Origin of the sequence: Pseudomonas sp. (assembly GCF_030684895.1) — a bacterium.
Taxonomy (GTDB): domain Bacteria; phylum Pseudomonadota; class Gammaproteobacteria; order Pseudomonadales; family Pseudomonadaceae; genus Aquipseudomonas.
On record NZ_JAUXXP010000058.1, the window covers coordinates 73411 to 93731 of the forward strand.

Annotated in this window: 21 protein-coding genes; all 21 read right to left on the reverse strand. The window is 60.2% G+C overall.

Going from position 1 to position 20321, the window contains the following annotated elements:
• Positions 1-40: 40 nt before the first annotated feature.
• The 21 genes from fliA to fliF all read right to left on the reverse strand — a co-directional run bounded on the left by fliA (position 41) and on the right by fliF (position 20315).
• On the reverse strand, positions 41-787 hold the full coding sequence (gene fliA / locus Q8M42_RS13100; RefSeq protein WP_167145311.1) for an RNA polymerase sigma factor FliA: 747 nt from the start codon (positions 785-787) through the stop codon (positions 41-43).
• Positions 784-1614 (reverse strand): flagellar synthesis regulator FleN, encoded by an 831-nt coding sequence (gene fleN / locus Q8M42_RS13105; protein ID WP_304864332.1) that lies wholly within the window; start codon positions 1612-1614, stop codon positions 784-786. The genes fliA and fleN overlap by 4 nt, the downstream gene beginning before the upstream one ends.
• Before the next feature lie 77 nt (positions 1615-1691).
• Positions 1692-2993 (reverse strand): flagellar biosynthesis protein FlhF, encoded by a 1302-nt coding sequence (gene flhF, locus Q8M42_RS13110; RefSeq protein ID WP_304864334.1) that lies wholly within the window; start codon positions 2991-2993, stop codon positions 1692-1694.
• A gap of 15 nt (positions 2994-3008) precedes the next feature.
• Positions 3009-5132, reverse strand: coding sequence for a flagellar biosynthesis protein FlhA (gene flhA, locus Q8M42_RS13115; RefSeq protein ID WP_304864491.1), 2124 nt, complete (start codon positions 5130-5132; stop codon positions 3009-3011).
• Between the two features lie 133 nt (positions 5133-5265).
• On the reverse strand, positions 5266-6402 hold the full coding sequence (gene flhB, locus Q8M42_RS13120; protein WP_304864335.1) for a flagellar biosynthesis protein FlhB: 1137 nt from the start codon (positions 6400-6402) through the stop codon (positions 5266-5268).
• A gap of 3 nt (positions 6403-6405) precedes the next feature.
• A complete protein-coding gene (fliR, locus tag Q8M42_RS13125) occupies positions 6406-7182 on the reverse strand; it encodes a flagellar biosynthetic protein FliR (RefSeq protein WP_304864337.1) in 777 nt (258 codons plus the stop codon).
• Position 7183: 1 nt separating this feature from the next.
• A complete protein-coding gene (gene fliQ / locus Q8M42_RS13130) occupies positions 7184-7453 on the reverse strand; it encodes a flagellar biosynthesis protein FliQ (protein WP_136666312.1) in 270 nt (89 codons plus the stop codon).
• A 2-nt stretch (positions 7454-7455) separates the two neighbouring features.
• Entirely contained in the window at positions 7456-8241 is a 786-nt protein-coding gene (fliP, locus tag Q8M42_RS13135; RefSeq protein ID WP_304864342.1) for a flagellar type III secretion system pore protein FliP, read from the reverse strand.
• A complete protein-coding gene (gene fliO, locus Q8M42_RS13140) occupies positions 8241-8672 on the reverse strand; it encodes a flagellar biosynthetic protein FliO (RefSeq protein ID WP_304864344.1) in 432 nt (143 codons plus the stop codon). The genes fliP and fliO overlap by 1 nt, the downstream gene beginning before the upstream one ends.
• A gap of 2 nt (positions 8673-8674) precedes the next feature.
• Positions 8675-9145 carry a flagellar motor switch protein FliN gene (gene fliN, locus Q8M42_RS13145; RefSeq protein ID WP_304864346.1) on the reverse strand — a complete coding sequence of 157 codons (471 nt, stop codon included), beginning with the start codon at positions 9143-9145 and terminating at the stop codon, positions 8675-8677.
• Positions 9146-9177: 32 nt separating this feature from the next.
• The gene (gene fliM, locus Q8M42_RS13150; RefSeq protein ID WP_090252087.1) at positions 9178-10149 is read right to left on the reverse strand and encodes a flagellar motor switch protein FliM; all 972 of its coding nucleotides are present in this window, start codon (positions 10147-10149) and stop codon (positions 9178-9180) included.
• Between the two features lie 13 nt (positions 10150-10162).
• Positions 10163-10690: a flagellar basal body-associated protein FliL gene (gene fliL, locus Q8M42_RS13155; protein ID WP_304864348.1), complete on the reverse strand. Its 528-nt coding sequence runs from the start codon at positions 10688-10690 to the stop codon at positions 10163-10165.
• A 234-nt stretch (positions 10691-10924) separates the two neighbouring features.
• The gene (locus Q8M42_RS13160; RefSeq protein ID WP_304864351.1) at positions 10925-12178 is read right to left on the reverse strand and encodes a flagellar hook-length control protein FliK; all 1254 of its coding nucleotides are present in this window, start codon (positions 12176-12178) and stop codon (positions 10925-10927) included.
• Between the two features lie 119 nt (positions 12179-12297).
• Positions 12298-12651, reverse strand: a complete 354-nt coding sequence (locus tag Q8M42_RS13165) for an Hpt domain-containing protein (protein ID WP_304864353.1) — start codon at positions 12649-12651, stop codon at positions 12298-12300.
• A 29-nt stretch (positions 12652-12680) separates the two neighbouring features.
• Positions 12681-14375: a fused response regulator/phosphatase gene (locus Q8M42_RS13170; protein ID WP_304864356.1), complete on the reverse strand. Its 1695-nt coding sequence runs from the start codon at positions 14373-14375 to the stop codon at positions 12681-12683.
• Positions 14376-14389: 14 nt separating this feature from the next.
• A complete protein-coding gene (locus Q8M42_RS13175) occupies positions 14390-14695 on the reverse strand; it encodes an STAS domain-containing protein (RefSeq protein WP_090252075.1) in 306 nt (101 codons plus the stop codon).
• Positions 14696-14852: 157 nt separating this feature from the next.
• Positions 14853-15305 carry a flagellar export protein FliJ gene (gene fliJ, locus Q8M42_RS13180; RefSeq protein WP_304864358.1) on the reverse strand — a complete coding sequence of 151 codons (453 nt, stop codon included), beginning with the start codon at positions 15303-15305 and terminating at the stop codon, positions 14853-14855.
• Positions 15306-15308: 3 nt separating this feature from the next.
• Positions 15309-16670 carry a flagellar protein export ATPase FliI gene (fliI, locus tag Q8M42_RS13185; protein WP_275963038.1) on the reverse strand — a complete coding sequence of 454 codons (1362 nt, stop codon included), beginning with the start codon at positions 16668-16670 and terminating at the stop codon, positions 15309-15311.
• Positions 16660-17493 (reverse strand): flagellar assembly protein FliH, encoded by an 834-nt coding sequence (gene fliH, locus Q8M42_RS13190; protein ID WP_304864361.1) that lies wholly within the window; start codon positions 17491-17493, stop codon positions 16660-16662. Before fliH ends, fliI begins: the two co-directional genes overlap by 11 nt.
• Before the next feature lie 25 nt (positions 17494-17518).
• Positions 17519-18535: a flagellar motor switch protein FliG gene (fliG, locus tag Q8M42_RS13195; RefSeq protein WP_275963036.1), complete on the reverse strand. Its 1017-nt coding sequence runs from the start codon at positions 18533-18535 to the stop codon at positions 17519-17521.
• Positions 18528-20315, reverse strand: a complete 1788-nt coding sequence (gene fliF, locus Q8M42_RS13200; protein WP_304864363.1) for a flagellar basal-body MS-ring/collar protein FliF — start codon at positions 20313-20315, stop codon at positions 18528-18530. Before fliF ends, fliG begins: the two co-directional genes overlap by 8 nt.
• Positions 20316-20321 lie beyond the last annotated feature (6 nt).

The window sequence follows — 20321 nt, forward strand, 5'->3', positions numbered from 1 at the left end:
CTTTTAATCGTGAAACCGGCCCAGCGTTAGCGAATGCAACTCAATGTGCGCGCCACTCGCCCAGACGAGCGCGTAAACGAGCGGCACACTGACTGTGTAGTTGGCTTACACGTGATTCGCTAACCCCCAACACCTCGCCGATCTCTTTAAGATTCAATTCTTCATCGTAATATAGCGCTAACACCAGGCGCTCGCGCTCCGGCAGGTTGGCAATGGCATCCGCCAGGGCCGCCTGAAAGCGTTCATCTTCCAGATCACGAGAAGGTTCGAGGTGGTTGCTGCCAGCGTCTTCACCCAGCCCACCGTGCTCACCGTCCTGCAACAGGTCGTCGAAACTGAACAGGCGGCTGCCTAAAGTGTCACCAAGAATGCCGTAGTAATCCTCGAGACTCAATTGGAGTTCGGCCGCAACCTCTTGATCTTTAGCGTCTCTGCCGGTTCTGGCCTCAATTTTTCGAATTGCGTCGCTGACCATGCGGCTATTGCGATGCACCGAACGGGGGGCCCAGTCACCTTTGCGCACCTCATCAAGCATAGAGCCGCGAATGCGAATGCCGGCGAACGTCTCGAAACTGGCGCCTTTGCTGGAGTCGTATTTTTTTGACGCTTCGAGCAGGCCAATCATCCCGGCCTGGATCAAGTCGTCGACCTGCACATTGGCCGGTAGACGGGCCAGCAGGTGATAGGCAATGCGTTTGACCAGGGGCGCGTAGCGCTCGATCAACTGGTGCTGGGAATCCTGCGCCTGCGCCTTGCTATACATACGAAGTCCAGAGGCTGCTGTCATATGGCCGTGTCCGCGATCGGTTGCTGCACCAGACGCTCAACGAAAAACTCCAAATGACCACGCGGGTTGGCCGGTAACGGCCAGGCGTCGACTTTCTGGGCTATCGCCTTGAACGCCAGCGCGCACTTCGAGCGCGGGAAGGCTTCGTAGACCGCGCGCTGCTTCTGCACGGCCTTGCGCACTGACTCGTCATATGGCACTGCACCTACATACTGCAGGGCAACATCAAGAAAACGGTCAGTAACTTTAGTCAGCTTAGCAAAGAGGTTGCGACCTTCCTGCGGGCTATGGGCCATATTGGCCAATACGCGAAAACGATTCATGCCGTGATCGCGGTTGAGCAATTTGATCAGTGCGTAGGCGTCGGTAATCGAAGTCGGTTCATCACACACCACCACCAGCACTTCCTGGGCGGCGCGCACGAAGCTGACCACGCCATCACCGATACCGGCGGCGGTGTCGATAATCAGCACATCGAGGTTGTCACTGATATCGCTGAACGCCTGAATCAGCCCGGCATGTTGCATGGGCGATAGCTGCACCATGCTCTGAATGCCAGACGCTGCCGGCACGATACGAATACCGCCCGGCCCCTGCAGCAATACATCACGCAGCTCACATTCGCCACTGATGACGTTTTCCAAAGTGCGTTTGGCGCTCAGGCCAAGCAGCACATCGACGTTGGCCAAGCCCAGGTCGGCGTCCATCAGCATCACCCGACGACCGAGATCAGCCAGGGCCAACGCCAGGTTCACCGAGACGTTGGTCTTACCGACGCCACCTTTGCCGCCGGTCACCGCAATCACCTGTACGGGATGCATACCCATATTTCTACACACCTTGTCTAACTTCGACTGGAGCCACTTGGCCGGCTAAGCGCGGTTCAATTCCAACAGCCTGGCACTTAACTGACGCGTCGTGCGGGTTGCTGGTAAAGGCCGGCAAACATCTCCGCCATCGTATCCTCGCTTGGTTCCTGGGTCGCCTGCAGCCCTACGGCCCGGCTCACCAGCTGATGACTGCGGGGAATCTGCAGATCATCGGGAATGCGTGGCCCATCAGTCAGATAGGCTACCGGTAGACGCTGGCTAATAGCCAGTCCTAAAACCTCACCCAGGCTGGTGGCTTCATCCGCCTTGGTCAGGATGCAGCCAGACAAGCCGCAGCGCTTATAACTATGGTAGGCGGCTTTCAGCACTTGGCCCTGGCTGGTAGCGGCCATTACCAGATAATTTTTTGCATTGACGCCACGGCTGGCCAGGGTTTCCAGCTGCATACGCAGGGCTGGGTCGTTGGCGGGCAGGCCGGCAGTGTCGATCAACACCACACGCTTGCGCGCCAGCGGAGCCAGGGCCTGGGTCAACGACTGGCCGGGGTCAACCAGAGTCACTGGGACATTGAGAATACGCCCCAAGGTTTTAAGTTGTTCTTGAGCACCAATGCGGTAGCTGTCCAGGCTGACCAGGGCAATATGTTGCGCGCCGTACTTGAGCACGTAACGCGCCGCCAGCTTGGCCAGGGTGGTGGTCTTGCCCATGCCCGCCGGGCCCACCAGGGCGATTACACCACCCTCTTCCATCGGCTCCTGCTTCGGCGTTTTGATTGCATGGGCCAGATGCGCCAGCAACATGCGCCAGGCCTGACGCGGTTCGGTCACGGTGCTTACACGCTCCAGCAGCGCTTTCGACAATTCGGCCGACAGTCCCATGCGTTGCAGGCGGCGCCACAAATTGGCTTGCTGTGGACGACGGTTCTGCAACTGCCCCCAGGCAATCGAGCCCAGCTGCACTTCAATCAGTTCACGCAGACCGTGCAGCTCGAAACGCATAGCATCCAGGGCGCGCTGATCGGTTGCCGCAGCGGGCGCAGCCTGAGACTTGCGCATCACGGCAGCCAAACTGTCAGCAGGCAGGCTGTCGGCTGCGCCAAACAGCTGGCGGTCCTTGCCGGCATCGACCTGGGTGCGGGTGGTCAGTTCGGCCTTGGCCGTGGCGATTTTTGCCTGGGTCTTGCGCAGCTCGGCTTCCAGCGCCGGGTTGGGCTGACGGGCCGGCGCAGCTGGCACCTGATAATCCAGCGCGGCGGTCAGTTCGACACCGCCGGCTACCCGGCGATTGCCAATGATCGAGGCATCGGCACCCAGCTCATCACGCACCAGTTTCATGGCGGTACGCATATCGGCGGCGAAAAAGCGTTTGACCTGCATGGCCTGTAACCTCGGTTAGTTCTGCCCCACCGTCGCAACGATGGTGACCTGCTTGTTATCCGGAATTTCCTGGTATGCCAGTACATGGATACTCGGAACCGCCAGCCGCGCGAATCGCGAGAGCATCGCCCGGACCGGACCGGCTACCAGCAAAATCACTGGCTTGCCGAGCATCTCCTGGCGCTGCGCCGCTTCCACCAGGGAACGCTGCAGCTTCTCGGCCATGCCCGGTTCCAGGAGGATGCCCTCCTCGGAGCCTTGACCGGCCTTCTGAATACTGTTGAGCAATATCTGTTCCAACCTGGGTTCCAGGGTAATCACAGGCAGCTCCAGCTCTAGTCCCACAATGCTTTGCACGATTGCGCGGGCCAATGCGACACGTACAGCGGCGACCATCGCGGCGGGATCTTGACTCTTCACCGCGACATTGGCGATGGCCTCGGCGATGGTGCGGATATCGCGCACCGGCACTTGCTCCTGCAGCAAGGTCTGCAGCACCTTGAGCAGGGTCGACAGGGAAATCATCCCCGGCACCAGCTCCTCGGCCAGCTTGGGTGAGCTCTTGGCCAGCAGCTGCATCAATTGCTGCACTTCTTCGTGACCGAGCAGCTCGTGGGCATGCTTGTGCAGCACTTGGTTGAGATGGGTAGCGACCACGGTACTGGCGTCCACCACGGTGTAACCGAGCGACTGCGCCTGATCACGCTGAGTCGGATCGATCCACACCGCTTCCAGGCCAAATGCCGGGTCTTTGGCGGCGATGCCGTTGAGCGGACCAAACACCTGGCCGGGGTTAATCGCCAGTTCGCGATCCGGATACACCTCGGCCTCCGCCACGCTGACGCCCATCAGGGTCAGGCGATAGGCATTGGGCTGCAGATCAAGGTTGTCGCGGATATGCACGGAGGGCATGAGAAAGCCCATTTCCTGAGAGAGCTTCTTGCGCACGCCCTTGATCCGCGCCAGCAGTTGGCCACCCTGATTACGGTCCACGAGTGGAATCAGGCGGTAGCCCACCTCCAGGCCAACCATATCCACTGGCGTCACGTCATCCCAGCCCAGCTCCTTGACTTCCTGGGCCTTCTGCGCCGGCAGCAAATCTTGTTGGCGTTGTACTTCCTTGATCTCGTTTTCCTTGGTTGCCCGCTGCTTGTTGGCAATCCAGTACGCGGCACCCGCAGCCACCAGGCCCAGGCTGATAAAGGAGAAATGCGGCATGCCGGGCACCAGGCCCATGGTGATCATCACCGCTGCCGTTACCGCCAGCGCACGCGGCGAGGCGAACATCTGCCGGTTGACCTGCGCACCCATGTCTTCCGAGCTGGAAACACGGGTGACCATGATCGCTGCTGCAGTGGACAACAGCAGCGAAGGGATCTGCGCCACCAGGCCGTCACCGATGGTCAGCAGGGTGTAGATACGCCCCGCGTCGGCGAAACTCAGAGAGTGCTGGAAGATACCGATGGCGATGCCACCGATCAGGTTGATAAACAGGATCAGTAAGCCGGCAATCGCGTCACCACGGACGAACTTGCTGGCGCCGTCCATGGAGCCGTAGAAGTCAGCCTCCTGGGACACTTCACTGCGACGCTTCTTCGCTTCAACCTGATCGATCAGACCGGCGTTCAAGTCGGCATCGATGGCCATCTGTTTGCCGGGCATGGCATCCAGGGTGAAGCGCGCGCTGACTTCGGAGATACGCCCAGCGCCCTTGGTGACCACCACGAAGTTGATGATCATCAAAATGGCGAACACCACGATACCGACCACGTAGTTACCACCGATCACCACTTCACCGAAGGCCTGGATCACCTTACCGGCAGCGTCGTGACCGTCCTGGCCATTGAGCAACACGACCCGCGTGGAGGCGACGTTAAGCGCCAGGCGCAGCAAGGTGGCCGCCAGCAGAATGGTTGGAAATACCGCGAAATCCAGCGGACGCAAGGCGTAGATCGCCACCAGCAGGACGACAATCGACAGGGCAATACTGAAGGTGAACAGCACATCGAGGAGAAACGGCGGAATCGGCAGCATGACCATGCCGAGCATGACCAGCAGCATCAGCGGTATGCCCAGGTTGCCCTGTTTCAACCCCGACAGGTTGCTGCGCACATCACCGATCATTTGCGAGCGATCTATTGCCACACCACTACCCCAGCCAATTCAATCTTTTGACGCAAGTCGCGCCTTTGGGGAGGGTTTTGCAAGAAGCCGTCCAACTTTGCCGGAGCCAGGCAAACAACCGCCAAACCTGCTGCAACGGGGCTAATCGTCACTCGTCGCGGCGTAAATCCGGCGGGATTGGCATATCCGGCAGCGGGCCTGGGCGCTTGCCTTTGCCCGCCTGGTATTGGCGCAACTGGTAGACGTAAGCCAGCACCTGAGCGATAGCCAGGTACAGGCCGGCCGGGATTTCCTGATCCAGCTCGGTGGAATAGAACACCGCTCGTGCCAGAGCCGGCGACTCGAGCACCATGACCTTGTGCTCATTGGCGATTTCGCGAATCTTCAATGCGGTGAAATCGCCACCCTTGGCCAGCAGTACCGGCGCGCTACCCTTGGCAGGGTCGTATTTCAAGGCCACGGCAAAGTGCGTCGGGTTAGTAATGACTACGTCGGCGTCCGGCACCGACTGCATCATGCGCCGCTCAGCCATTTCCCGCTGCAGCTGGCGAATACGTTGTTTGACCTCGGGCTTGCCCTCGCTGTCCTTGTACTCGTCGCGTACTTCCTGCTTGGTCATCATCAGCTTCTGCTTGCTGCTCCAGAGCTGGAATGGCACGTCTACGGCGGCAATCAGAATCAACCCGCAGGACATCCACAGCGCACTCCAGCCCACCACAGTAACCGCATGGAGGATGGCCGACTCAATCGGCTCATGGACAATCGCCAGCAGGTCGTCCTGCCAGGCCGACAACACGGCAACGCCTACCAGCAGAATCAGAATGAACTTGGCCAGGGCTTTGAGCAGCTCGACCAGCGCCTGCATAGAAAACATCCGCTTAAGCCCGGCCAGTGGATTCATTCGACTGGCTTTGGGCGCCATGGCCTCGGCAGAAAACAGCCAACCCCCAAGAGAGATCGGCCCCAGGATGGACGCAATCAACAACAGCATAAACAACGGGAACAGCGACTCCAGGGCAGCCTCCCCAGACGCTGCCAACCACAGCCCCATGCTGCGCTCATCCATGATCACATCACGCGACAGCGAGAAGTTGCCACGCATGATGTCGAGCATGGCGTTGCCCATACTGCCGCCAAACGCCAGCAAGCCGCCGAAGCCGCCGAGGGTTACGGCCAGGGTATTAAGCTCTTTGGAACGGGCGATCTGGCCCTTCTCACGGGATTCGCGTAGGCGTTTCTCCGTGGGTTCCTCACTCTTATCGGCACCGCTCTCGGATTCGGCCATGGCTTAACTCGCCCGCGCCATTTCACGCAAGAATTGCAACGCCTCGGTGGCAAACACCTGGTACTGCGCAAGGATATCGGCCATGCCGATCCAGACGATTACCATGCCCAGCACCAGGGTCAGGGGAAAACCGATGGAGAAAATATTCAGCTGCGGCGCAGCGCGAGTCATCACCCCGAACGCCAGGTTGACCACCAGTAGTGCGGTAACTGCCGGCAATACCAGAAGCAATGCGGCACCCAGCACCCAGCTCAGCTTATTGGCAATTTCCCAGTAATTCTCCACCAGAAAACCGCCGCCAACCGGCAGGGTGAAAAAGCTTTCAGTCAGCACTTCGAACACCACCAGATGGGCATTCATGGCAAGAAACAGCAGGGTGACCAGGATCATAAACACCTGACCGATCACCGGCACCGAAATACCGTTGGCCGGATCGACCATGGAGGCGAAGCCCAAGCCCATCTGCATGGCGACGATCTGCCCGGCAATCGCGAAAATCTGGAAGAACAGCTGCAGAATAAAGCCCAGCATCATGCCAATAAGAATTTCCTGAGCGATCCAGATAAATGCCTGCACGCTGATCGCATCAACCACCGGCATCGGCGGCAGCGTTGGCATGATCGCCAGGCAGATGGCCAGGGCCAGATACAGGCGCACCCGCGCCGACACCAGCTGCGTGCCAATGATCGGCATAAACATCAGCAGCGCGGCAATGCGAAACAGCGGCAGCAGAAAACTGCCCACCCAGGCGCCGATCTGTTCGTTGCTTAGCTCGAGCATGTCAGCCGATCAGCATCGGAATATTCATGATCAGGTTCTCGGTGTACTCCATCAACTGACGCACCAGCCAGGGACCGGCAAAAATCAGCACCAGAAGAATTACCAGTAACCTGGGCAGAAAGCTCAAGGTCTGCTCGTTGATCTGCGTCGCGGCCTGGAACATCGCCACCAACAACCCAACTATCAGGCTCGGCACCACCAGAATCGCCACGATGCTGGCGGTCAGCCACAGGGCACCACGCACAATATCCACCGCCACTTCAGGGGTCATGGCTAGGTGCCTCCGAAGCTGGCGGCCAGGGTGCCCATAATCAGCGCCCAACCATCAATCAAGACAAACAGCATGATCTTGAACGGCAGGGAAATAATCAGCGGCGAGAGCATCATCATCCCCATCGCCATCAGAATACTGGCGACCACCATGTCGATGATCAGGAACGGGATAAAGATCATAAAGCCGATCTGGAAGGCGGTTTTCAGCTCGGAGGTGACAAACGCCGGCACCAGAATGGTCAGCGGCGCATCTTCCGGGGTGGCGATGTCGGTGCGCTTGGACAGGCGCACAAACAGCTCCAGATCACTTTCGCGGGTCTGCGACAGCATAAAATTCTTGATCGGCCCTTCGGCCTTAACGATGGCGTTCTGCGCCGTCATCTGCTCATTCAGGTAGGGCTGCAGCGCCTCGCGGTTAATCTGATCGAACACCGGTGCCATGATAAACATGGTCAGAAACAGCGCCAGGCCGACCAGAATCTGGTTCGACGGCGTCTGCTGCAAGCCCAGGGCCTGACGCAGAATCGAGAAGACGATGATGATCCGGGTAAAGCTGGTCATCAGCATGACAAACGCTGGAATAAAGCTCAGCGCCGTCATGATCAGCAAGATCTGCAGGCTGACCGAATATTCCTGCTGCCCGGCCGTGTCGGTACTCAGGGTGATTGCCGGAATCGACAGCGGGTTACTGCCCGATTGAATCAAGGTGCTGGCAGTCGGCGCATCTGCGGCGAACGCCAGTGAAGCACCCAGACTAAAAACCAACACCAGCAACAAACGCAGCATCAGGACTTGTCCTTCTGATCCTTGCCCAACAGCTCCATCAGGCGCTGGGCAAACTCGGTCGAGGCCGGCTCGGCATCCGGAAAATGCACCGGTTCTTTCAGCACATGCAGCGAAGTGATGGTGCCAGGCGTCAGCCCCAGTAACACCTGCTCGTTGCCCACCTGCACCAGCACCAGGCGATCACGCGGCCCCAAGGCCTGGGTTGCCAGCACTTTGATGACCTGACCACCACGCGGCACGATCTGCTGCACCCGGCGCATCAACCAGGCCAGCAGAAAGATCAGGCCTATCACCAACAATAGGCCCAACAATAGCTGCACAAGCTGCCCGCCCATACCCGTTCCGGCAAGGGGGGCGGCCGTTTGCGCTGCCGGCTCGGCAGCCAGTGCAGCAAAGGGTAGAGCCAGGCTCAGCAGAAGGGTTCTATGCATGGTTAGCGCAGCTTCTTGATGCGTTCGCTTGGGCTGATCACGTCAGTCAGGCGGATGCCGAACTTCTCGTTCACCACCACCACTTCGCCGTGGGCAATCAGGGTGCCGTTGACCAGCACATCCAGCGGCTCGCCTGCCAGGCGATCCAGCTCGATCACCGAGCCCTGGTTGAGCTGCAGCAGGTTGCGGATGGTGATATCGGTATTGCCGACTTCCATGGAGATCGACACCGGAATATCCAGAATCACATCCAGATTCGGCCCGTCCAGGTTCACCGGCAGATTGATCTTTGGCGCACTGTCGAACTCTTCCATCGGTGCACGCGGCGCCGCCGGCACCGGGTCACTGGCGGCGAGCATGGCGTCGATATCGTCCTGCCCGGCATCGCCGGCTTCGGACAATGCAGCTGCCCACTCATCGGCAAGTGCCTGTTCCTCGGGGGAGCTGGCTTCGTTTTCGTTTTCGTCTGCCATCGTTTTTCCTCGGCTCGCGTTGAATTGGGGGATTAGCGGTTACGCTCAATAGGGCCGAGCACCTGCAAAGCCAGTTTGCCTTTGTGCGCCCCCATCTTGACCTTGAATGAGGGCACGCCGTTGGCGCAGAGCACCACGCTTTCCGGCAGTTCAACCGGTATCACATCACCGGGTTGCATATGCAAAATGTCGCGCAGCTTGAGCTGGCGACGGGCAACAGTCGCACCCAGAGGCACGCTGACGCCGAGAATGTCTTCACGCAGCGCCTTGATCCAGCGTTCGTCCTGGTCGTCGACATCGGACTGGAAGCCCGCGTCGAGCATTTCGCGGATCGGCTCGATCATCGAATAAGGCATGGTGATATGCAGGTCGCCGCCACCGCCGTCCAGTTCGATATGGAAGGTGGAGACCACGATCACTTCACTGGGGCTGACGATGTTGGCCAACGCCGGGTTCACTTCCGAGTTGACGTACTCGAAGTTGATATCCATTACCGCGTGCCAGGCTTCCTTGAGGTCGATAAAGGCCTGATCCAGCACCATGCGCACCACGCGCAGCTCAGTAGGGGTGAACTCGCGCCCCTCGATCTTGGCGTGGCGACCGTCGCCACCAAAGAAGTTGTCCACCAGCTTGAACACCAGCTTGGCGTCGAGAATAAACAGGCCGGTGCCACGCAGCGGCTTCATCTTCACCAGGTTGAGGCTGGTCGGCACATACAGCGAGTGCACGTACTCGCCGAACTTCATCACCTGCACACCACCCACCGCCACATCGGCGGAGCGGCGCAGCAGGTTGAACATGCTGATGCGGGTGTAGCGGGCGAAACGCTCGTTGATCATCTCAAGCGTTGGCATGCGCCCACGGACAATCCGGTCCTGGCTGGTCAGGTCATATTGCTTGACGCTTCCCGGTTCGGCCTCGTCCTCGGTTTCAACCAAGCCGTCATCGACACCATGCAGCAGGGCATCGATTTCATCCTGGGAAAGCAGGTCTTGCACAGCCATATACGGCTCCTGATTACTGCAACACGAGGTTGGTGAACAACACTTGCTCGACCGTGACCTTGCCGGTCTCTTTCTCGGCCAGCTCCTGCACGCTGGCGGTCGCCTGCTGGCGCAGCATTTCCTTGCCCACTGGGGTAATCAGGGATGCAAAGTCCTGACCGGAAAACAGCATCACCAGGCGGTTACGCAGCACCGGCATATGCACCTTGAGCGCATCCAGGGCCGCCTGATCACGGGTCATCAGGGCCACACTGACCTGCATATAGCGGGCGCGACCCTGATGGGTGAAATTCACCACGAAGGCCGGCGACAACTCTTCATAGATCGCCGCCTGCTTGACTGGCACCGCAGGCTCGGCGCTGGCTTGTGCCTTGGCCTCATCAGCGCCGGCATCCTTCTTATTCAGAAAGAACAAGGTGCCCCCCACGGAAAGGCCCACAGCCAGCAGCACAGCAATAACGATGATAATGATCAGCTTCATTTTGCCGGCTGGTTTCGCCTCGGCATTTGCCGCTGCGGGTGCCGCTTCTTTCTTAGCCATGCCAATAATCCGTCGTTATTCGGAGTTCTATCCGTTTTCAAAGGGTTAAGAGCAAGTGTTATGCCAGTCTGTTAACAAACCTGCTCAGTACGGGTGGCCCAGCACCTGCGGGTGATGTGGCCAAGGCATCAGATAAACCCACGCCCCAAACAAAATCGCCCGACTCCCACACAATGGGAGCCGGGCGAAATGCAGTTTAGATCAGTGGGGCATGCAACTACAGCAGCAAGCACTCTATGCGTAGTAATCAACCAAACCGCGAGCACTCACAGACGTCGTGCGCGCCGATTCAGCAGCGCTCGAATGCAATTCCTCATCCGCGCCGAGCAACTCACTGGAGGCGCCACCGCGACCTTTGCCACCATCGCCCTCCTGCCCTTGCCAGCCGCGGCTGAGCGACTGATCGGAGACGTTCACGTCCAGTTGGTTCATGCCCTGCTGGGCGAACAGCTCACGCAAGCGGTGCATCTGCGAGTCCAGCGCCTCACGCACCCCGGCATGCGGGCTGGCGAAGGTGACCTGGCTCTGCTCCTGGTTGACGCTGATGCGTACTTCCAAACGGCCCAACTCGGCAGGATCGAGCTGAATCTCGGCGGACTTGAGGTTCTGGCTGGACATCACCATCACCCGATCCACCACCGCTTCACTCCAACCGCCCTGCTGCATGGGCACCGGCTGCCCGACCACAACCGGTGCGCGGGCGGACAGCGGGGTCTGTTGAGCAATCGCCTGAGTCAGCGCATTGAGCTTGCTGACAAAGTTCTCCGGCGTGTTGTTCGCCGTACCTTCCTTCAGCGCTTCAAGGCCTTTGCCAGTGAGGGCTTCAAGCTTTAATTCCGGCAGTTCCAGGGCATCGTCTTCTACTGGCACCTCGTCCTGCACAACCTGACTGGCCAGCAAGCTCTGGCTGACGCTTTGCGCCTGCGCTGAGGGAGTCGCTGCCTGGTCAGCCTGCAGCTTTTCCTTCGCACCTATTTGCAACGCCATACGAACGGCCGGTAACTGGTTGAGCGCATCCAGCTCTGGATCGAAACTGGCTTCAGTCATGCTCGCCGGGCCAGAACTGCTCAGGTTGCCAGTAGTGACCAGTAGTGGCGCAGGCTCGGTGTCCGGCGCCAACGCTGCAGTCTCTTGCGCTGGCAACTCGCCAGTGATGCCGAGCAACAACAGCGGATCAAGCACCGCACCATCGCTTGCCGGATCAGTCGGCAAAGACTTGCCGCTATCGGCAACCTCGGCCTGTCCAACGGCAGCTTGCGCCTGCGGATCTTGCGGCTCTTCTTTGTCGACTTTGCTCTCACGGGCGGGTTTAGCGGGCGCATCGCTGCGTTCTGCCGCCTTGGCCTGACGCTCTTTGGCATACACCTGAGAGAAGCTGGAAGCCTCATTCTTATTGGGCTGCGCGGGTTTTTCCGGCGGTTTTGATGCAGCAGCCCTGGGCTTTACTTCAGGTGCCGACTTGAGCAGCAGATCGGGGGCAACGGACATGGATACTCTCCGTTCGGGGTTGGTCGTGCGGAGAGTCTTGCAAGGCGCGGGCCAACTTGTTAGCAGGCAGGTTCAGCGGGGGTGAAATGCAGCAATACCGGGAGACAAGCGCAGCAAGACTAATGCCGATAACGCTGACGCTCGGATTTGAGAAGAATGCGCACGATGGCAAACTCACGCTCAATCTGCTCGACCAGCTCGGGGGCCTGCTCCAGCTGTTCTCGCCGTCCGGCCTCCTCCAGCTGCTTGCACAACCCAGCCAGCATCAGCGCGCCCATATTGCTGCAGCTGCCTTTAAAGCTGTGTGCAGCCAGGCGCAGGCTCTGTGCATCGACCGCCCGCTCAGCCTGACGCAACACCAACAGGCGCTCTTCGGAGTCGATCAGGAAGGTATCCAGCAGCACCGGGTATTCATCTTCCATGACGTCCTGCAAAGCCGCCAGTACTGCGCTATCAAGGTGAATATCGGACAACTGCTCGCTCCCCTAGCGTTATGCTGGGATTATGCCCCAGGCAACCAGGAAAACTCCACGCGCACCCCCGGTTCGCCGTCGCCCCAACTGCAACGTTCACTCAATTGCCTGACCAGCGCCAGCCCGCGACCGCTCAAGCTATGGGCATCGCGGGGTTCTGCCGGTAAATGCTGGGCATCGAAGCCCGAGCCGCTGTCTTCGACCCGGACGATCAAGCGCCCGCCCGTGCCTTCTGGCAATAGTTGCAGGTGAAAACGCACAAAGCCGTCAGTCAATGCCGCCAGGCGCACACTGCGCTGACGATAGTACTCGGCAAACCCCTCGGCATTTGCCTTGAGCGCCGAATCCAGGCCCAGCACCCCGTGCTCCAGAGCATTCGAATACAACTCGGCCAACACACTAAACAAGGCACCGCCCTGGGGCCGCAAGCCCTGCACCTCCAGCAGCAGCTGCAAGAGGAACGGCAAGGGATTGAAGTGACGCAGGGTTTCCCCGCGAAACTCGAAGCTGGCCGACCAATCCAGCGAATGGCTCTGGCCATTGTCGGCAAAGGCCAGCGGCGGCCGGCTCAGCTCGGCGTGATCGACCAGGCTGACCTCAAGCAGACTGACATCATCTTGCTGCTCGCCACTGAAATGAGTCAGCGCCCGCTGGATTTCAGAGAACAGCGCCGTAGGCTGCCGATTAGCCGCGAACACTTCGAGCAAGCGCCCTTCACCGAACAACTCACCCTGTTTGTTACAGGCCTCCAGCACGCCATCGGAGAGCAGGAAAACCCGATCCCCCAACGCCAGCGGGTACACCTCGTATTTGTCGTTGAATGTACTCGGTTCCAGCACCCCCAACGGCAAATGCCGCGACACCAACGGCACGCGCTCACCACTGCCGCGCAGCAGATAGCCATCCGGCAGGCCGCCGTTCCACACCTCGACCACTTGGCGTTGGAAGCTGATGTTCAGCACGGTCGCGCAGCAGAACACCCCAACAGGGAGAATGCGCTTGAGCTTGGCGTTGATCTCACGCAGCACTTCGGCCAGGGAATAGCCCTTGGCGGTCATGCCATAGAACACCTCAGCCAGCGGCATCGCACCAATCGCCGCGGGCAAGCCGTGGCCGGTGAAGTCCCCAAGCAGCACATGCATGCCGCCGGACGGCTTGAACGCGGCCAGCAGCAGGTCGCCGTTAAACACCGCGTAAGGTGATTGCAGGTAACGGATATTCGGTGCGTCCAGGCAACCAGAGTGAGTCACCTTATCAAACACTGCCTTGGCCACCCGCTGCTCGGTGAGCAGGTGTTCGTTGTGCATGGCAATCAGGTCGCGCTGCTGCAGAACGGTGTCCTGCAGACGACGCAGGCGATCCATGGCCTTGATCTTGGCTTCGAGAATCACCCGGTTATAGGGTTTGGCGAGAAAATCGTCACCGCCGGCCTCCAGGCAGCGCACCAAGGCTTCGCCTTCGGTCAGCGAGGTCAGAAAGATGATTGGCACCAGCTCTTCACCGGCCGCCTGCTTGATCCGACGTGCGGCTTCAAAGCCGTCCATGATCGGCATCAAAGCATCCATCAGCACCAGCTGCGGACGCTCCTGCTCGAACAGGGCGACCGCCTCCAGGCCATTGCTGGCGGTCAGCACCCGGTGCCCCTGACGACTGACGATGGTCGACAGCAGCATGCGATCAGCCGCGTTGTCCTCGGCGATCAGAATGGACAGACGCTCTGGCATGGCACGCGCCTCGATCAGGCGATCTTGAACAGCTGCTCGAAATTCGAGATGGCGAGGATCTTGCGCACATCCGGATTGCAGTTGAGCAGACGGATCTGCGCACTGTCGCCGCCGGCGTGATCACGCAACAGCAACAGCATGCCCAGCGCCGAGCTGTCCAGGTAGGTGGTGTCCTTGAGGTCTACGACGTAGCGCTGCGGGGTGCTGTTGACGCGCTCGTAGGCATTGCGAAATTCCTGATGCGCACCGAAATCGAAGCGTCCCTGAATCAGAATGGTCAGCTCTTGCCCATCGGATGAGGGCAGCGAGGTGATGGCCATGAATTACTCCTATAAACGAAAAGACCAGGCCGCACGTTCAGGTGGGCCAGACTGCAGGTTATGCATGATCAAGATGTAGCATCGCAATGCCCATGCGGCAACTGTTTAGGCGGTGTTGATGTGTCGCTTTCAGTTTCAAGTAAACGGCAATTCGCGCTCAAGACTGCGAATCACGGGCGGATATGCGCTGCGACAGCTCATCGAGTAGTTTCTGCTCACGCTTGTCTTCGGCCAGGCGCGCTTCGTCCTGGTAGCGTTTGACCAGTTTGCGCAAACCTTCCAGGCGCGCGTAGCGCTGTTGCCAGACCTCGCGGACCTTTTCCATATTGGCGCGGTGCCAGTCGACGCTGTTGCGCTGCTGGCCGATAGCGGTTTCCAGCTGGGTAAGGAAGCGCTGGTAGTTCATCAGCCATTGCCCGGAGACGCCGCGCTGGCCCTCGGTGATCCACTGCTGCTGGTAATCGCCGCGGTAGCGTTCGAGATCCCCCAGCTGCACTTCGGCCTGGCGTAGCAAACCCTGGCAATGGCCCAGCTGCAAGGCCGCTTCACGCTCGGCACGCTCGGCCATGTCGACCACCGGGGCCAGCCGCGCGGCGCGGCTTTGCGCCATGGCTTACGCGCCTGCTGCGGCGGGGTTGAAGGTCGCGGCCAGCTGCGCGCTGCTGTTTTCCAGGCTTTCGTTGTCCTGCAGGTTCTGCCGCAGGTACTTGACCATGGCCGGCTGGCGCGCGATGGCCAGGTCGGTGTCAGCATCGCCGCCGGGCACATAGGCGCCGACGCTGATCAAATCGCGACTCTGCTGATAACGCGACCACAGCTGCTTGAAGCGCTGTGACAGGCGCAGATGCTCGGCGCTGACCACCTGTGGCATCACCCGGCTGATCGACGCCTCGATATCGATGGCCGGGTAATGCCCCTCCTCGGCCAACCGCCGCGACAGCACGATATGGCCATCGAGCACACCACGGGCGGCATCGGCAATCGGGTCCTGCTGGTCGTCGCCCTCACTGAGCACGGTGTAGAAGGCGGTAATCGAACCGCCGCCCTTCTCCGCATTGCCGGCGCGCTCCACCAACTTGGGCAGGCGGGCAAATACCGAAGGCGGATAACCCTTGGTTGCCGGCGGCTCGCCAATGGCCAGGGCGATCTCGCGCTGGGCCTGGGCGAAACGGGTCAGCGAGTCCATCAGCAGCAGGACGTTCTTGCCCTTATCCCGGAAGTACTCAGCAATTCGCGTGCAATACATCGCCGCGCGCAGGCGCATGAGGGGGGCATCATCCGCCGGTGAAGCGACCACAACCGAACGCTTAAGCCCCTCATGACCGAGGATCTCGTCGATAAATTCTTTAACTTCGCGGCCCCGCTCACCGATCAGCCCGACCACGATAATGTCGGCCTCGGTAAAGCGCGTCATCATGCCGAGCAGCACCGACTTACCCACACCGGTACCGGCAAACAGACCGAGGCGCTGACCACGGCCAACGGTCAACAGACCATTGATCGAGCGGATGCCGACATCCAGCGGTTCACTGATCGGGTGGCGGTTGAGCGGGTTGATCGCCGGGCCATCCATCGGCACCCAGTCTTCGGCTTTCATGCCGCCTTTGCCATCAAGGGCGCGGCCGGTGCCATCGAGAACCCGGCCAAGCATCGACATGCCCATGGGCAAACGCCCGGTATCCGGCAGCGGCACCACGCGGGCACCTGGGGCGATGCCGGCCAGACTGCCGACCGGCATAAGGAAGATTTTGCCGTTGGAAAAACCCATCACCTCGGCTTCAACCTGCACCGGGTGATAGCTGTCATCGTTGATCACCAGGCAGCGGCTGCCCAGGGCGGCGCGCAGGCCTTCGGCTTCCAGGGTAAGGCCGACCATGCGCAGCAATCGGCCTTCGACCTGCGGCTGGGTCGGCAGCGCCACGGCTTCGCTGTAACCGGCCAGGCGCTTGGCGAAACTCACCCGATCAAGGCGCATCCGGGCTCGCCTGGCTATGTATCTGAGGCGCCTCTGCCGGCAGGGCATCCAGATCGGTATGCAGGTCGGCCTCCAACGGGTGCGCCGCCTGTTCGCGCTGCTGCTCAAACAGCTGCTTGATCGCCTGATTTAGCCGAGTTTCCACCGTGGCGTCGATACGGCTGAGTTCACTTTCCACTCGACAACCACCAGGCAGCAAGGAAGCATCCTCGAGAATCCGCCAGCTCTCTTCGTGACGCTCACGCAGGGCTTTGATCATCTCGAAATCTTGCGGATTGACGTGAATGCGAATATTGCCAGTGCCCATCGGCAGCAGCTTGAGCGCCTCGCTGAGCACCTGGCGAATCTGGCTGGAGTCGCTGACCAGCTCACGCTGAATCACCTGGCGCACCATCTGCCCGAGCAGGCTGACCATGGCCTCTTCAAGCTGCTGGTCCTGCTCGGCAATTGGCTCGAACAACTGCGTCATCAACTGCTCCAACCCGGCCATTTTGGCCGCCAGGGCCATATCGGCTTCCTGCTTGGCTTTCAGCTGGCCGGCATGGAAGCCGTCCTTCTCGCCAGTGGCAAAACCTTCGTTGTAGGCGTCCTGACGAATTGCCTCCAGCTCATCCAACGTCAAGGGTTTGACGTCTTCCAGGGCCACCTCTTCGCTCTCGGCCGGCGCCTGCTCGCTCGCTTCAACCGGCGATTCGGATGCCTGCTGTTCTTCGCCAGGCTCAGGCGTTTCCACTTCCGGGTCGAAGCTGGGCAGCGCCCACAGGTCAACGCCCTTGAGGTCCTTGGCGCGAATCAGCTCGCTGGGCGGCTCTTTACTGGACATGCGTTAAACCATTACTGGCCATGAGTTAGACCATTTCCTCGCCGCCTTTGCCGCCCAGGACAATTTCCCCGGCTTCGGCCATACGCCTGGCGATGGTGAGGATTTCCTTCTGCGCGGTTTCCACGTCGCTGACGCGCACCGGGCCCTTGGCTTCCAGATCGTCGCGCAGCAGTTCGGCGGCACGTTTGGACATGTTCTTGAAAACCTTTTCCTTGATCGCCTCGTCGGCGCCCTTGAGCGCCAGCACCAGCACGTCCGAGGACACTTCGCGCAGCAGTGCCTGAATGCCACGGTCGTCGACATCGGCGAGGTTGTCGAAGACGAACATTAGGTCTTCGATCTGACTCGACAGGTCTTCGTCGACTTCGCGGATCGAGTCCATCAGCTGGCCTTCGACCGAGCTGTCGAGGAAGTTCATGATATCGGCGGCGCGCTTGACCCCGCCGAGCGCGGCGCGGGTGGTGTTGGAGCTGCCGGAGAACTGCTTCTCGAGAATCTGGTTGAGTTCTTTCAGCGCCGCTGGCTGCACGGTGTTCAGCGACGACACGCGCAAAACGATATCCAGGCGCACCTTGTGGTCGAAGTGACCAAGCACTTCACCGGCCTGATCGGGATCGAGATAAGCCACCACGATGGCCTGAATCTGCGGGTGCTCGTAGCGGATTACGTCGGCAACGGCGCGCGGCTCCATCCATTTCAGGCTGTCGAGGCCACTGGTGCTGCCGCCCAACAGGATTCGGTCGATCAGGTTACCGGCTTTGTCTTCGCCCAGCGCCTGCGTAAGCATCTTGCGGATATAGCCATCGGCACCAACGCCCAGACTGGTCTGATCGCCGACGATGTCGACGAACTCGCCCATCACCTGCTCGACCTGCTCACGCTGGATATTGCGCATACCGGCCATGGCCACGCCGACCCGCTGCACTTCCTTTGGCCCCAAGTGACGCAGCACCTGAGCGGCGTCGGTTTCACCGAGCGACAGCAGCAGAATCGCGGCCTTGTCGACCTTGCTCAATTTAGTGGCGGTTCGATTTTCACTCATCGGCGTTAATCCACTCTTTCACAACCTGGGCTACGCGGCCCGGGTCTTCGGCGACCAGGCTCTTGATGGCGTTCAATTGTGCATCATACCCCTCACTCGGGCTCGGCAGGAGGATGCTTTGCGGGCCGCCCAGGCTCACGCGGTCCTCGGCCAGATCGCCACCCAGCGCGCCCATCTCACCCAACTCGACATCGCCATCACGGCCATCGCCATGGCCTTTGCCGCCGCCAGTGATGTTGTTGAGCACTGGCCGCAGCACACCAAACACCAGCACGAGGATAAACAGCACGCCGAGCACTTGCTTGACCACATCCCAGAACCAGGGCTGGGTGTAGAACGGAATTTCAATCATCTCCTCGCCCAGTTGAGCGGAGAACGGCGTATTGATCACGCTGACGCTGTCACCCCGGGTGGCGTCGAAGCCTACCGAGTCCTGCACCAGGCGGGTAAAGCGCGCCAGATCATCACTGCTCCACGGCACCCGAGTGGTTTCGCCGCTGGCCGCATCAATCTTCACCTGATCATCCACCACCACCGCCACCGACAGTCGGCGCAGGCGGCCCTGCTGCTGCTTGGTGTAGCTGATCGAACGATCCAGCTCGAAGTTGCGCGTGGATTGTTCGCGCTTATCCGCCGGATACGGCGCCAGCATGGCCAGGCCAGTGGCCGGATCGATGATCTGCGCGCCGTTGGCATCCAGCAGCGGCTGCCCGGCGGCAATCGGTCCGGGCACCGCAGCAGCAGCGGCGCCAGCTTGCTGCGGTGCTGTGGCGGCACCCGGCGGCTGATTGGCCAGGGCACCCGGCACGCCTTGCGGTGGCAGGCTGCTGGTACGTTGTTCGTTGACCGACTGTTCACTGCGCAGCGCCGGTTGGTCGGGGTTGAACATTTCCGAGGTGGATTCCACCGCACTGAAATCCACATCCGCCGACACTTCAGCCTTGTAGCGGCCCGAGCCCAGCACCGGCTGCAGGATGTTGTGCACGCGCTGGGTAAACAGGCTTTCCATGCGGCGGCTGTAATCGAACTGCTTGCCGGCCATGGTCAGCTCGGACATTTCCTGAATATCCGAGAGCAGATTGCCCTTCTGGTCGACCACGGTGACCTGGGCCTTGTCCATTTCCGGCACGCTGCTAGCGACCAGGTTGACGATGGCCATCACCTGGCTCGGCTCCAGGCCGCGCCCGGAATACAGCTCCACCAGCACCGAGGCGCTGGGCTTGCGTTCATCACGCACAAACACCGAACTTTTCGGAATGGCCAGGTGTACGCGCGCGGCCTTGACGTTGTTCAAGCTGGAAACGGTGCGCGCCAGTTCGCCTTCCAGGCCACGGCGGTAACGGGTGGCTTCCATAAACTGGCTGGTGCCCAGGCCTTGTTCCTTGTCGAGAATTTCAAAGCCGACGCTATTGTCCTTCGGCGCAACGCCAGCAGCCGCCAGACGCATGCGGGCGCGAGCCAGGTCATCGGATTTGACCAACAGCGCGCCGGAGTTGGGCTCTATCGTGTATTTGATGGCGGCGGCGTCCAACGTCTCCATTACCTGGGACGCGTCCATGCCGTCGAGGCTGCCATACAGCGGACGGTAATCGGGCTGCTGCGACCACAGCACCACAGCAAAACCGATCGCCACGCTGGCAGCCAGACCGACCAGCAGACCGATCTGGCGCAACATCGACATATCGGCGAGGTTTTCCAGAAAGGTCAGGCCGAACAGCGGTTTCTTCGGCTCACCACCACCGGTGGTGGCAGGTACGTTTGCAGCGACGGCTTCAGCCATGATTCA